This is a genomic window from Pseudomonas sp. SCA2728.1_7 (assembly GCF_018138145.1).
Taxonomy (GTDB): domain Bacteria; phylum Pseudomonadota; class Gammaproteobacteria; order Pseudomonadales; family Pseudomonadaceae; genus Aquipseudomonas; species Aquipseudomonas koreensis_A.
The window spans coordinates 2,201,761-2,215,863 of the sequence record NZ_CP073104.1 but is presented as its reverse complement, the minus strand read 5'-3'; the positions used below and the strand labels follow the sequence as shown (position 1 = coordinate 2,215,863).

Genomic DNA, 14,103 nt, shown 5'->3' with positions numbered 1-14,103 from the left:
GCTGGCCTGGCAGTTGCAACGCCGGGCGAGCAACGGCCAGGCTGAGGTCGCCCTGCTCGAAGAGCGGCTGGCCATGGCCCAACTGGCGCAGGATGGGCTTAACGCGCAGCTCGACGCCAGCCGCGATGAAGTTGCCGATCTCGGCCAGGCCAATGCCGCCAAGCAGGCGGATCTGGCCGCTCTGCGCCGGGAAGTCGAACTGCTGCAGATCGAGCGCGACGACGCCCGCGATGCTTCCCACGCCTGGAACCTCGAACGCGCCAACAAGGAAGCTGAACTGCGCCGCCTCGACGCACAGGCTGCTTCACTGAACGCCGAACTGCGCGAGCAACAGGAAAGCCACCAGCAACGCCTCGACGACTTGCAAGGCTCGCGCGATGAACTGCGCGCGCAGTTTGCCGAGCTGGCCGGGAAGATCTTCGATGAGCGTGAACAGCGCTTTGCCGAAACCAGCCAGCAACGCCTCGGTCAATTGCTCGACCCGCTCAAGGAACGTATTCAGTCCTTCGAAAAACGTGTCGAAGAAAGTTATCAGGCCGAGGCCCGCGAGCGTTTCTCGCTGGCCAAGGAGCTGGAGCGCTTGCAGGCGCTCAACCTGCGTCTGAGCGACGAAGCCACCAACCTGACCCGTGCCCTCAAAGGCCAGAAAACCCAAGGCAACTGGGGTGAGCTGATTCTCGAACGGGTGCTCGAACACGCCGGTCTGGAGAAGGGCCGCGAGTACCAGACTCAGGTCAATCTCAAAGGCCCGGATGGCGAGCGCTTCCAGCCTGATGTGATCATTTACCTGCCGGGCGACAAGCAAGTGGTGGTGGATTCCAAGGTGAGCCTCACCGCGTATCAGCAATACGTGGCTGCCGACGACGACACTCTCGGGCAGATCGCAATCAAGCAGCACGTGCTGTCGTTGCGCAATCATGTCAAAGGCCTGGCCGGCAAGGACTACAAACGTCTGGAAGGCTTGCACAGCCTTGATTTCGTTTTGCTGTTCGTGCCAATCGAAGCGGCGTTTTCGGCGGCGTTGCAAGCCGAACCGAGCCTGTTCCAGGAAGCCTTCGACCGCAACATCGTCATCGTCAGCCCGACGACATTGCTGGCGACTTTGCGGGTGATCGACAGTCTGTGGAAGCAGGAGCGCCAGAGTCAGAATGCTCGGGAAATCGCCGAGCGCGCCGGGTGGCTGTACGACAAGTTCGTGCTGTTTATTCAGGATCTCGACGAGGTTGGCAATCGACTGCAACAGCTGGATAAAGCCTACAGTTCTGCGCGCAACAAGCTGACAGAGGGGCGCGGTAATCTGGTCAGTCGCAGTGAACAGCTCAAGTTGCTCGGTGCTCGGGCGAGCAAGAGTTTGCCAGCGGACTTGCTGGAGCGGGCGATGACCGATGTCGATGGTCTCGTCGAACTCCCTGAGTGACGCTAAAAGCTTCGCGAGCAGGCTCGCTCCCACAGTGAAATGCATTCCAAAGGTGGGAGCGAGCCTGCTCGCGAAGAGGCCGCTGCAGTACACACATCTTTACAGCGGCAAATACCGACTCAACAACGCCCGCAACGCCGCCGGCTTCACCGGTTTCGGCAGATAATCCAGCCCCGCCGCATGCACCTGCGCGACCATCTCCGGTCGCCCGTCAGCACTGATCACCACCCCCGGCACCGGCTCGCCTAACGTGGTGCGCAACCACGCCATCAACTCGGTGCCGGTATCGCCGTGGTCGAGGTGATAGTCGACCAACGCCAGTTGCGGTCGCACGCCGTCACTCAGCAGCGCCGCGCATTCCTCACGGTTGCGCGCCGTCCACACCTGGCAACCCCAGCGGCTCAGCAGGCTGTTCATGCCGATCAGAATGCTGTCTTCATTGTCGATGCACAGCACCTGCGCGCCGCTCAGCAATTTGCCATTCAATTCAACGGCGGCGCTCGCCGGCACGGCTTGTGAGCGAGCCAGCGGCACGCTGACGCTGAACACACTGCCGCGCCCCGGCCACGAACGCACACGCAAGGTATGCCCGAGTACACGGCACAAACCATCGGCAATTGCCAAACCCAGCCCGAGGCCTTTTTCGGCGCGGGTCTGATGGCTGTCGAGGCGTTTGAATTCCTCGAAAATCACCTGTTGTTTATCTTCTGGAATACCCGGCCCGCGATCCCACACTTCCAGGCACAGTTCGCCGCCACGTCGACGCACACCCAGCAGCACCGGGCCTTTGGCGTAACGGAAGGCGTTAGTAAGGAAGTTCTGCAGAATCCGTCGCAGTAATTTGATGTCGCTGTCGATGCGCAAATGACTGCCGCGCACACGGAAGGTCAAACCTTGTTCCTGGGCCAGCGCCTTGAACTCGGCACCGAGAATGTCGAACAACTCATTGACGGCGAACGGCTTGCGATCCGGATTGATCTTGCCGTTTTCCAAGCGGGAAATATCCAGCAGATCGCTGATCAAGTCCTCGGCTGAGCGCAGCGAACTGTCGAGGTGTTGCACCAGTTTCTGCGCCTCGCTGCTCAAGCCGTCGTCCTGATGGGAGAGGGCGGCGGAAAACAGTCGGGCGGCGTTCAGTGGTTGCATCAAGTCATGGCTGACCGCCGCGAGGAAGCGGGTTTTCGACTGGTTGGCCGCCTCGGCGGTGCCCTTGGCTTCGGTCAGCGCGACGTTGAGTTGCGACAGTTCCTGAGTGCGTTCGCTGACGCGTTGCTCGAGCCCTTCGTTGGCCTCGGTCAGCGCTTGTTCGGCTTCGCGGAACGCGGTGATGTCGGTGAAACTCATGACGAAGCCGCCGCCCGGCATCGGATTGCCGATCAACTCGATCACTCGGCCGTTGGGGAACAGCCGCTCAGACGTATGCGCGCGGCCCTGACGCATCCAGTGCAGACGGCGGGCAACGTGGACCTCTGCTTCGCCGGGGCCGCACAAACCGCGCTCGGCGTTGTAGCGAATAATGTCGGCAATCGGTCGGCCGACACTGATCAAACCGTCGGGGTAGTTGAACAGTTCCAGATAACGCCGGTTCCACGCCACCAGTTTCAACGACTGGTCGACCACGCTGATGCCTTGGGTAATGTTCTCGATCGCCCCTTGCAGCAGGGCGCGGTTGAACTGCAGCACTTCCGAGGCTTCGTCGGCGATGCGGACTACATCCTCCAGTTGCATTTCCCGACCTTCGATGGCGGCTTTTACTACAGCACGTGTCGAAGAAGCGCCAAGCACACCGGCCAGCAAGCGCTCGGTGTGGGCGATCCATTCGCCGTCGGCATTCTGGTTCGGGTTGAAGCCTTTACCTTGGCGATAGGCGAAGCGAATAAAGCTCTGGCGCGCACGTTCCTCACCGACAAAGCGCGCGGCCAATTGCAGCAAGTCGTCAATCTGCACCGCCAACATCGAACGGGCACTCGGCCGCGCACTGATCTCCTGACCGATGAAACGCCCGGCCTGCCAGTGCTCCGAGACGCGAGTACGCGACAGCACCGAGACCCAGGCAAACAGCGTGAAGTTACCCGCCAGCGACAGCACCACACCTTGGGTCAGCGGGGTAATCGGCAGGTTCAGCGGATTACTGTGCAACCACGCCAGCCCCGGAAAACTGCTTAGCGACCAGCCAAGGCTGTGCGCGGCAATCGGCAGGATCAACGTGTAGAACCAGAGGAATGTACCCGCCGCCAAACCGGCGAAAACACCGCGGCGGTTGGCCTGTTTCCAGTACAGCGCGCCGAGCATCGCTGGCGCCAGTTGGGTCACCGCAGCGAAGGCGATCTGGCCGATGGTCGCCAGACTCGCGGTCGAGCCGAGCAGGCGATAGCTGACGTACGCCAGCAACAGAATCACCACGATGCTCACGCGCCGCACCGACAGCATCCACTGGCGGAACACTTCGAACGGGCGCTCGGCGTTATTGCGGCGCAGCAACCACGGCAACAGCATGTCGTTGGAAACCATGGTCGACAACGCCACGCTGGCGACAATCACCATGCCCGTGGCCGCTGACGCGCCGCCAATAAACGCCAGCATCGCCAGCGCCGGATGCGCCTGCGCCAGTGGCAGGCTGATCACGAAAGAGTCGGGCAGCACGTCGCTGGGCAGCAGCATCTGACCGGCCAGGGCGATCGGGACTACAAACAGCGCTGCCAAAGCGAGATAAGCGGGAAACACCCATTTGGCCAGACGCAGATCCTGCGGATCGATGTTCTCCACCACCGTGACGTGGAACTGCCGGGGCAGGCAGATGATCGCCATCATCGCCACGCCGGTTTGTACCACCATCGACGGCCAGTTAATGGTTTCTTTCCAGTATTCCTCGAGGCGCGGGGCGAGCATGGCCTGGTTGAACAGGTCATCGAAACCGTCATACAGGCCATAGGTGACGAAGGCGCCGACGGCGAGAAACGCGAACAGTTTGACCAGCGACTCAAAGGCAATCGCCAGCACCATGCCCCGGTGGTGCTCGGTGGCGTCGAGGTTGCGCGTACCGAAAACGATGGTGAACAGCGCCAGCACCAGCGACACGATCAGCGCGGTGTCCTGGGCGCGGGTGCCCATGGCGTCGGCACCGGCACCGATCAACAGGTTTACGCCGAGGACGATGCCTTTGAGTTGCAGGGCAATGTAGGGGAGGACGCCGACCAGACAAATCAGCGCCACGACCACCGCCAGCGATTGTGATTTGCCGTAACGCGCGGCGATAAAGTCAGCGATGGAGGTGATGTTCTCCTGTTTGCTGATCATCACCATTTTTTGCAGAACCCACGGCGCGCCCACCAACAGCAGGATCGGCCCGAGGTAAATCGGCAGGAATGACCACAGTTGTTCGGCCGCCTGACCGACTGCGCCGAAGAACGTCCAGCTGGTGCAGTAAACCGCCAGCGACAGGCTGTACACCCAGGCACGCATGCGCGGCGGCAACGGCGCGCTGCGGCGGTCGCCGTAGAAGGCGATGGCGAACATGATGGCCATATAGGCCAGGGCGACGGCGGCGATCAGCCCGGTGGACAGCGACATGCAACACTCCCGACAAAAGACTCCCCGGCACTTCTGCCCGGGCGGACAGTCTCGCATGCGCGGGGCGGTTAGTCAGTGTCGACCAAGGTCGTGGCGTGGCGGGGTGTCGCAGGGGCGGAACCGGGTGGTTTTGGTGGTGACTCTTGAGGCCCCATCGCGAGCAGGCGAAGGCCTACATTTGAAATGCATTCCCCTGTAGGAGTGAGCCTGCTCGCGATGGCGTCAGTCCAGCCGCAGCGCGATATCGATCAGATAATGCAATTCTTCCACTTCCAGCGCCGCCGAAAACAGAATCCGAAACACCACCGGCGCGACCACCAGATTGATCAACCGATCAACACTCGGCGCCGCCTCATCGGGATGTCGCTCGATGATCGTCTGCAATTGCGCACCAATGATCGTCACGCAATAGCCCGGCGTAGCGCTCGCCTGAACGTCGCGCATCATGTTGCGCCCAGGCTCGGAGCTCATCTCATCGAGATACTGCTCGGCCCACGCGCGAATATCGCTGCGCAAACTGCCGGTTTGCGCCGGCTCGCTGTCGGGGCGCATGCGGGCGAGGGCGACGTCGGCCAATAACGCCGAAAGATCACCCCAACGCCGATAAATCGTCGAGGGTGTAACTCCTGCGCGAGCGGCGATTTGCGGGACGGTCACGGTCGAGCGCTCCTGTTCTTGCAGAAGTGCGCGAACTGCCGAATGAATTGCATCTTGCACCCGGGCACTGCGGCCGCCGGGGCGTAAACCTTCTTTAATAGCCATGCGGCAGACCTTAACACAAAGAATTTGCTTTAAGCGTTGAGCAGTAGCACACTCCGCAAAAGCAAAAAATTAGCTTTTGCGGAGTGTGCACATGAATAGCGCTGTTTCACATCGTTCGAATCTGTGGTTTCTGGCAATCACCTTACTCAGTTTTCTCGCCGCTTCCACTGCGCCGACGCCGTTGTATCACTTGTATCAGGATCAACTGCATTTCTCGGCAACGGTGCTGACCCTGATTTTCGGGGTCTACGCCCTGAGTCTGCTGGCGGCGCTACTGACCGTCGGTTCGCTGTCGGATCACCTCGGGCGCAAACCGGTGATCTTCACTTCGGTGCTGCTCAACGCGTTGGCGATGTTGCTGTTCATTTATGCCGACAGCGTCAGTGGGTTGATCGCAGCACGCGTACTGCAAGGCTTCGCTACTGGCATGGCCACCGCCGTTTTGAGTGCCACGTTGCTGGACACCGATCGTCAGCAAGGGCCGTTGATCAACAGTGTCGCGCCGTTGCTGGGCATGGCGCTGGGTGGCATGGGCTGCGGATTGCTGGCCGAGTTCGCCCCCGCGCCGTTGCAACTGACTTACTGGCTGCTGCTGGCGCTGTTTGTATTGCAGGCGTTATACGTTTGGCGTCTGCCGGAAAGCGTTACGCCGCAAGCCGGAGCGTGGGCATCGTTGCGGCCGACTTTGCATGTGCCGGTGCAGGCACGTTCAACGTTGTGGCGCGTGTTGCCGCTGAATACGGCAACCTGGGCGCTCGGTGGTTTCTACGCCTCCCTCGCGCCATCGCTGGTGCGCACCGCCACCGGTTCGACTTCCAATCTGATCGGCGGCGCAACCGTGGCTGCCCTGACCGTGACCGGTGCATTGATGATTTTCACGCTGCGCAATCGTCCCGCGACAAGGGCATTGCAGTTGGGCGCGAGCCTGTTGCCGATCGGACTGGTGTTGATTCTGCTGGGGGTGCACAGCGCCAGCCTGGCGTTGTTTTTCCTTGGCACGCTGGTGGCCGGTTGCGGCTTTGGTTCGGGATTTCTCGGTGCCGTACGCAGCCTGGTGCCGCTGGCCTTGGCCCATGAGCGCGCGGGATTGATGGCGGCCTATTACGTGCTCAGTTATCTGGCGTTCTGCTTGCCGGCGTTGCTCGCCGGGCACTTGTCGCGCAGCTACGGTTTGCTGGCGACCACCGATGGTTACGGTGCGGTGTTGATTGTGCTGGCCGTCGGCGCGTTGTTGCTTAGCCTGCGTCCTGCGCCGGCCAAAGTGTGCCGCGCTCCATAATCGCTGCGGTTTCGGTTAGCCTTGGCCAGCCTTCTTCTCACGGATCGACTCATGAAGATTATCCGCAGCAAGACTTTCACCGCCGAGCGCGCCTGGGGCGCGCTGGACATCGCCAATATGAACGGCATCACCACGCGCCTGCACTGGACGGATCAGCCGTACAAATGGCACGTCAATGACGGCGAGGAAGTGTTTGTGGTGCTCGATGGCCAAGTGCTGATGCATTACCGCGAGCAGGGCGAAGAAAAACAGGTGCAGCTGGATGTCGGCGACATCTTCTATGCGAGCGTCGGCACCGAGCACGTCGCCCATCCGCAGGGTGCAGCGCGGATTCTGGTAATCGAGAGCGAAGGCAGCGTCTGACTTCTTATTGGTAAAACAGATAACAGTTAGAGATATTACCCGTTATATAGATATTCGATTCGGTTCTACCATGGACTCAACCTCACCAGAGGACAGGAGTTCATGATGATTTGCCCCAACAGCGCCAAACCCGGCATCAAGCCGTTCAGCCAGCTACAGCATCCTCGCGAAGTGATCCGCCAGTTCACCCCGAACTGGTTTGCCGCCACCATGGGCACGGGTGTGCTGGCGTTGGCGCTGGCGCAACTGCCCTTGGCCATTCCAGGCCTGCACGCCATCGCTGAAGGTTTGTGGTTGTTCAACATCCTGTTGTTCAGCCTGTTTACCGCTGCCTATGCCGCGCGCTGGATCTTGTTCTTCGATGAAGCGCGGCGGATTTTCGGCCACTCCACGGTGTCGATGTTCTTCGGCACCATTCCCATGGGCCTGGCGACGATTATCAACGGTTTTCTGCTGTTCGGCCTGCCACGTTGGGGCGACGGCGTGATTCATCTCGCCGAAGTGTTGTGGTGGGTCGATGTGGCCATGTCGCTGGCCTGTGGTGTGTTGATTCCGTACATGATGTTTACCCGCCAGGAACACAGCATCGACCAGATGACTGCGGTTTGGCTGCTGCCGGTCGTGGCAGCAGAAGTGGCGGCGGCCAGCGGTGGTTTGCTTGCACCGCATCTCACCGATGCTCACTCACAACTGGTGGTGCTGACGACGAGCTACGTGCTCTGGGCCTTTTCCCTACCGGTAGCGTTCAGCATTCTGACGATCCTGCTGCTGCGCATGGCCCTGCATAAACTGCCCCACGAAAACATGGCAGCCTCGAGCTGGCTGGCTCTCGGCCCAATCGGCACCGGTGCGCTGGGCATGTTGCTGCTCGGTGGAGATGCGCCTGCGATCTTCGCGGCGAATGGTCTGCCAGGCATCGGTGAAATCGCCTCGGGTCTTGGGCTTATTGCAGGGATCACCCTGTGGGGCTTTGGTCTGTGGTGGATGTTGATGGCGTTGCTGATCACCGTGCGCTACCTGCGCGACGGCATTCCGTTCAACCTCGGCTGGTGGGGCTTTACCTTTCCGTTGGGCGTGTATTCGCTGGCAACCCTGAAACTGGCGAGCACCCTGAACCTGACGTTTTTCAGCGTCGTCGGCACGCTGTTGGTGATGTTGCTGGCGGTGATGTGGCTGATTGTCGGTAAACGCACGGTGCAAGGCGCCTGGCGTGGCGAGCTGTTCGTCTCGCCGTGCATCGCAGGTTTGAAGAAATAACCTGAAAGTTTTAGGTAAGGTGTGGCCTGGATCGCGCTTCGGGATTCCAATAAGCAGTACCCAGGCCTCTCTACCTTAAACATCAGGGAAACACGGAAGATGAGTCACCCCTCACAGTTCAACCTGCTGCGCACCCGGCGCTTCTTGCCGTTCTTCATCACGCAGTCCCTCGGCGCATTCAACGACAACGTGTTCAAGCAGTCGCTGATCCTCGCCATTCTCTACCGGCTGACCATCGAGGGTGACCGTTCGATCTGGGTCAACCTGTGTGCGTTGCTGTTTATCCTGCCGTTTTTTCTGTTCTCGGCACTGGCCGGGCAGTTTGGTGAAAAGTTCGCCAAAGACGCGCTGATCCGTCTGATCAAACTCGCGGAAATCGCGATCATGGCCGTAGGATCGGTCGGTTTCCTCTTTGATCACTTGTCGCTGATGCTGGTGGCACTGTTCGCCATGGGCACGCATTCGGCGTTGTTCGGGCCGGTGAAGTACTCGATCCTGCCGCAGGCACTGCGCGAGGATGAGTTGGTAGGCGGTAACGGCCTGGTGGAGATGGGCACGTTTCTGGCGATTCTCGCCGGGACGATTGGCGCCGGGGTCATCATGTCTTCGAGTCACTATGCGCCGTTGGTGTCCTGCGCGATTGTCGGGATTGCCGTGCTGGGCTATCTGGCCAGCCGCAGCATTCCGCGCGCGGCGGCGTCCTCCCCGGAAATGCGCCTGAACTGGAATATCTTCAGCCAGTCGTGGGCGACGTTGAAACTCGGTTTGGGCCAGACGCCGGCGGTATCGCGCTCGATTGTCGGCAACTCGTGGTTCTGGTTTGTCGGGGCGATTTACCTGACGCAGATTCCGGCCTATGCCAAGGAATGGATGCATGGCGATGAGACCGTGGTCACCCTGATTCTCACCGTGTTCTCGGTCGGTATCGCGCTGGGTTCGATGCTTTGCGAGAAACTGTCCGGGCGCAAGGTCGAGATCGGTCTGGTGCCGTTCGGCTCATTCGGTCTGACCGTGTTTGGTCTGCTGCTGTGGTGGCATTCCGGGGGAATCCCCGACAGTGTCACCGGCCACAGCTGGATTGAAGTACTGGGCTTCGTGCACACCTGGGCAGTGCTGATTGACATCTTGGGCCTCGGCGTTTTCGGCGGTTTCTACATTGTGCCGCTGTATGCCTTGATCCAGTCGCGCACCGCCGAGAACGAGCGCGCGCGAGTGATTGCCGCCAACAACATTCTCAACGCGCTGTTTATGGTGGTCTCGGCCATCGTCTCGATCGTGTTGTTGAGTGTGGCCAAGCTGTCGATCCCGCAGTTGTTCCTCGTGGTGTCGCTGCTGAACATTGGCGTTAATGCCTACATCTTCAAGATCGTCCCCGAGTTCAGCATGCGTTTCATGATCTGGCTGCTCAGCCATTCCATGTACCGCGTCGAGCATCGCAATCTTGAAGCGATTCCCGATGAAGGAGCGGCATTGCTGGTGTGCAACCACGTGTCGTTTGTTGATGCCCTGCTGATTGGCGGCGCGGTGCGTCGGCCGATTCGCTTTGTCATGTACTACAAGATCTACAACCTGCCGGTGCTGAACTTTATCTTCCGTACCGCGGGAACAATTCCGATTGCCGGGCGTAATGAAGACATCCAGATCTACGAAAAGGCTTTCACGCGGATTGCTCAATATCTGAAGGACGGTGAACTGGTGTGCATCTTCCCGGAAGGCAAGCTGACGGCGGATGGCGAGATGAACGAATTCCGGGGCGGGCTGACGCGGATTCTTGAGGAGACGCCAGTCCCGGTGATTCCGCTGGCGTTGCAGGGGTTGTGGGGGAGTTTCTTCAGTCGCGATCCGAATAAAGGTGTGTTTCGGCGGTTGTGGTCGCGGGTGACGTTGGTGGCGGGTGCGCCGGTGGACGTTGATGCGGCGGAGCCGGCGAAGTTGCAGGTGTTGGTGGGGGAGTTGCGCGGCGCTGTCAGATAGTCGGCGATTTTAAGGGCCTCTTCGCGAGCAGGCTCGCTCCCACAGTTGATCGTATTCCTCTGACGGAACGCGATTGAATGTGGGAGCGAGCCTGCTCGCGAAAGCGGTAGTGGCCTAAGCGCTGACCTTAAGGCCAATCAATCCGGTAATGATCAACGCCACACTGGCCAGCCGAATCAACGCCATCGACTCGCCAAACAGCAAGATCCCGGCTATCACCGTGCCCACCGCACCGACACCGGTCCAGATCGCATAAGCCGTGCCCAGCGGCAATTCCTTCATCGCCAGACCCAGCAGACCCAGACTGATAGCCATGGCCGCAACGGTCAGTACGGTGGGCAGCGGGCGGGTGAAACCGTCGGTGTATTTCAGGCCGACGGCCCAGCCGACTTCGAACAGGCCGGCGAAAAACAGAATGATCCAGGACATGAAAGACCTCCATCGATTGACGGGGTCGTCCCCAGATTAATGACTCGTTCGAGCCGCAGGGTCGTCCCCGCGTTGCGCGCTAGTTTGACCAGCATTAACCCGGGGATCAAGTTTTCGAGGTCAGTCAGCCGCTCGCTGCGCCAGTGTCTCGCGATCTTCTTTTTCACTCATGCGCCGGAAGTACGTCGACAGCAGTGCGCCGGAAATATTGTGCCAGACGCTGAACAGCGCACTCGGCACCGCCGCCAATGGCGAAAAATGCGCGCTGGCCAATGCCGCACCCAACCCCGAATTCTGCATGCCCACTTCCAGTGCCAACGACTTGCGCTGGGCCAGCGGCAACTTGAACAGGCGCCCGGTGAAGTAGCCCAGCAAATAACCGAAGCTGTTGTGCAGCATGACCACGGCCATGATCAACAGACCGGATTCGGCGATTTTCGCTTGGCTGGCAGCCACCACGGCGGTGACGATAATCACGATGCTGACCACCGAAACCAGCGGCAACACATCCACCGCGTGGCGCACTTTGTCGCCGAGCAAACGCTGGGCAACTACGCCGAGAATGATCGGCAGCAACACCACTTGCAGGATCGACCAGAACAACTCCATGAACGACACAGGCAGCCACGCCGAGGCCAGCAGCCAGATCAGCGCCGGGGTCAGCAGCGGGGCGAGGAGGGTGGTGACGGCAGCAATGGCCACCGACAACGCCAGATCACCACGGGCCAGCCAGGTCATGACGTTGGACGACGTGCCGCTCGGGCAGCAACCGACGAGAATAACCCCGACGGCGATTTCCGGCGGCAGGTGGAATACTTGGCAGAGCAACCACGCCACACCGGGCATGATCACGAAATGCGCGACTACGCCCAGCGCCACGCGCCACGGATGGCGGGCAACGGCAGCGAAGTCGTCGAGTTTGAGGGTCAGGCCCATGCCGAACATCACCAGCCCGAGCAACGGTACGATCGCGCTTTTCAGGCCGAGGAACCACGCCGGTTGCAGGAACGCAATCACCGCGAAAATCAGAACCCAGTAAGCGAAGGTATTGCCGACAAAGCGGCTGAGCGCAGCCAGTGCGCGCATGGCCCGATCCTTATTATTAAATGAACACCACAAAACCAATTGTGGGAGCGAGCCTGCTCGCGAAAGCGGTCTTTCAATCAACACATTAGTTGAATGTCAGTCCCTCATCGCGAGCAGGCTCACTCCTACAGTTTGGACATCACAAGGCGTTAGATCCCCTGCGGAGTCTCTTCCCCACCCAACGCTTCCACCAACGCCGGCAGGAAGTCGCCAAACGTCAGCATCATCAGGGTGAAGCTGGCATCCAGTTGACCCAGCGCTTCATCACCACCGTCCTGTTCCGCCTGATCCTGCAACAGATCTTCGAACTTCAGACGTTTGACGGTCATCTTGTCGTCGAGCATGAACGACAGTTTGTCCTGCCAGGCCAGCGACAATTGAGTGACCACTTTGCCAGTGCTCAGGTGCAGCTGGATTTCTTCGCTGGTCAGGTCCTGACGCTTGCAACGGACGATACCGCCATCTTCGTGGGTGTCGCGCAGCTCGCACTCGTCGAGTACATAGAAGTCGTCGGCGGCTTTTTGTGTGGTGACCCATTCGGTCATGGTCGCGGTTGGCGACATTTTCACGGTCAGCGGACGAACGGGCAGGGTGCCGATAACTTCACGCAGGGTCGACAGCAGGTCTTCAGCGCGTTTCGGGCTGGCCGAGTTGACCAGGATCAGGCCCTGTTTCGGCGCGATGGCGGCGAAGGTCGACGAGCGACGGATAAAGGCGCGCGGCAGGAAGGCCTGGATGATTTCATCCTTGATCTGATCGCGTTCCTTCTTATAGACCTTGCGCATCTGCTCGGCTTCGATCTCTTCGACCTTTTCCTTGACCGCGTCACGCACGACGCTGCCCGGCAGAATGCGTTCTTCTTTACGGGCGGAAATCAGCAGGAAGTCACCGCTGACGTGCACCAATGGAGCATCTTCGCCTTTGCCGAACGGCGCGACGAAACCGTAGGTGGTCAACTCCTGGCTTGCACATGGACGCGCCAGTTTGGTGGCCAGTGCAGTTTCCAGCGCCTCGGCATCGACAGGCAGGTCTTGGGTCAGGCGATAGATAAGCAGGTTTTTGAACCACATGGGGTGAGTCTCTCCTTTATACAAAGGGGGGCATTATTGTCTTCGCCGTCTCATAGGCCAACCCTTCTCTAAGCCTTTGGAAGGCCTGAGAAAATTATTTAAAAAAGTGCTTGCCAGAGGTTGGGTCGCTCCGTAGAATGCGCGCCACACCGAAGCGAAGGGTGATTAGCTCAGCTGGGAGAGCGTCTGCCTTACAAGCAGAATGTCGGCGGTTCGATCCCGTCATCACCCACCATTCGTTTCAAGTGTTTAGCGCAGCGGTAGTTCAGTCGGTTAGAATACCGGCCTGTCACGCCGGGGGTCGCGGGTTCGAGTCCCGTCCGCTGCGCCATATTCGGTAACCTGGACCACTGAACGCCAGGTCACCACGGAAAAACCCGCCAAGGCGGGTTTTTTTCTGCTCCAAGGTTGTACCCGCGGGATGTGTCGTTTTACCGGTTTTCGGATTTATTTGAAAAAAACTTCTATTAAATCAACACTTTACGAAAACTTGTGGCATAATGCGTCCCGTAACGAAGCGAAGGGTGATTAGCTCAGCTGGGAGAGCGTCTGCCTTACAAGCAGAATGTCGGCGGTTCGATCCCGTCATCACCCACCATTCGTTTCAAGCGTTTCGCGCAGCGGTAGTTCAGTCGGTTAGAATACCGGCCTGTCACGCCGGGGGTCGCGGGTTCGAGTCCCGTCCGCTGCGCCATATTCGCTTCCACTAAGGCCCACTGAACGCCTGGAAGCCACGGAAATAGCGGCCTTGTGCCGCTTTTTTCGTTTTCTGAATTCCGCTGGAATCCATTGCCAGCCACGGTTTTTAAGTACACATTTAAGTACACCGCTGGCGCTGCCTTTTACGATTCCTTGCGCATCAATTTTCGCATTGGTTCGTCTAGCGCTGGGTTGTA

General features: G+C 59.6%; 10 protein-coding genes and 4 tRNA genes. 9 read left to right on the top strand and 5 right to left on the bottom strand.

Translation table 11 applies throughout. The features are described 5' to 3' along the window. Nucleotides 1–52: 52 nt before the first annotated feature. Nucleotides 53–1,417, top strand: coding sequence for a DNA recombination protein RmuC (gene rmuC / locus KBP52_RS09785; protein ID WP_187677502.1), 1,365 nt, complete (start codon nt 53–55; stop codon nt 1,415–1,417). Between the two features lie 99 nt (nt 1,418–1,516). Here rmuC and KBP52_RS09780 read toward each other — a convergent pair whose 3' ends face one another. After that, the gene (locus KBP52_RS09780; RefSeq protein WP_137219612.1) at nt 1,517–4,987 is read right to left on the bottom strand and encodes a PAS domain-containing hybrid sensor histidine kinase/response regulator; all 3,471 of its coding nucleotides are present in this window, start codon (nt 4,985–4,987) and stop codon (nt 1,517–1,519) included. Nucleotides 4,988–5,209: 222 nt separating this feature from the next. Further along, complete coding sequence (locus KBP52_RS09775) at nt 5,210–5,749, bottom strand: TetR/AcrR family transcriptional regulator (RefSeq protein ID WP_212622658.1); 540 nt, start codon at nt 5,747–5,749, stop codon at nt 5,210–5,212. Between the two features lie 91 nt (nt 5,750–5,840). On the opposite strand from KBP52_RS09775, the gene KBP52_RS09770 reads away from it, so the two are divergent. The 4 genes from KBP52_RS09770 (at nt 5,841) to KBP52_RS09755 (ending at nt 10,622) form a co-directional block, all read left to right on the top strand. After that, the gene (locus KBP52_RS09770) at nt 5,841–7,028 is read left to right on the top strand and encodes an MFS transporter (protein ID WP_116032299.1); all 1,188 of its coding nucleotides are present in this window, start codon (nt 5,841–5,843) and stop codon (nt 7,026–7,028) included. A gap of 51 nt (nt 7,029–7,079) precedes the next feature. After that, the gene (locus KBP52_RS09765; RefSeq protein WP_116032295.1) at nt 7,080–7,391 is read left to right on the top strand and encodes a cupin domain-containing protein; all 312 of its coding nucleotides are present in this window, start codon (nt 7,080–7,082) and stop codon (nt 7,389–7,391) included. 105 nt (nt 7,392–7,496) lie between these two features. Then, nucleotides 7,497–8,648 (top strand): TDT family transporter, encoded by a 1,152-nt coding sequence (locus KBP52_RS09760; protein ID WP_212622657.1) that lies wholly within the window; start codon nt 7,497–7,499, stop codon nt 8,646–8,648. Nucleotides 8,649–8,747: 99 nt separating this feature from the next. Next, nucleotides 8,748–10,622, top strand: a complete 1,875-nt coding sequence (locus KBP52_RS09755; RefSeq protein ID WP_212622656.1) for an MFS transporter — start codon at nt 8,748–8,750, stop codon at nt 10,620–10,622. Nucleotides 10,623–10,736: 114 nt separating this feature from the next. Here KBP52_RS09755 and sugE read toward each other — a convergent pair whose 3' ends face one another. From sugE to rdgC, 3 genes are all read right to left on the bottom strand, one after another. Further along, nucleotides 10,737–11,051: a quaternary ammonium compound efflux SMR transporter SugE gene (sugE, locus tag KBP52_RS09750; protein WP_077571744.1), complete on the bottom strand. Its 315-nt coding sequence runs from the start codon at nt 11,049–11,051 to the stop codon at nt 10,737–10,739. A 120-nt stretch (nt 11,052–11,171) separates the two neighbouring features. Continuing rightward, nucleotides 11,172–12,137: a bile acid:sodium symporter family protein gene (locus KBP52_RS09745; RefSeq protein WP_077571745.1), complete on the bottom strand. Its 966-nt coding sequence runs from the start codon at nt 12,135–12,137 to the stop codon at nt 11,172–11,174. A 149-nt stretch (nt 12,138–12,286) separates the two neighbouring features. Next, a complete protein-coding gene (gene rdgC / locus KBP52_RS09740; RefSeq protein ID WP_007919763.1) occupies nt 12,287–13,207 on the bottom strand; it encodes a recombination-associated protein RdgC in 921 nt (306 codons plus the stop codon). Nucleotides 13,208–13,366: 159 nt separating this feature from the next. Between rdgC and KBP52_RS09735 the strand changes: the two genes are divergently transcribed. The 4 genes from KBP52_RS09735 (at nt 13,367) to KBP52_RS09720 (ending at nt 13,901) form a co-directional block, all read left to right on the top strand. Next, nucleotides 13,367–13,442: transfer RNA gene (locus KBP52_RS09735), tRNA-Val, on the top strand. Nucleotides 13,443–13,461: 19 nt separating this feature from the next. After that, nucleotides 13,462–13,538: transfer RNA gene (locus KBP52_RS09730), tRNA-Asp, on the top strand. A 191-nt stretch (nt 13,539–13,729) separates the two neighbouring features. Continuing rightward, a tRNA-Val gene (locus KBP52_RS09725) sits at nt 13,730–13,805 on the top strand. A 19-nt stretch (nt 13,806–13,824) separates the two neighbouring features. Then, nucleotides 13,825–13,901 (top strand) — tRNA-Asp (locus KBP52_RS09720). Nucleotides 13,902–14,103 lie beyond the last annotated feature (202 nt).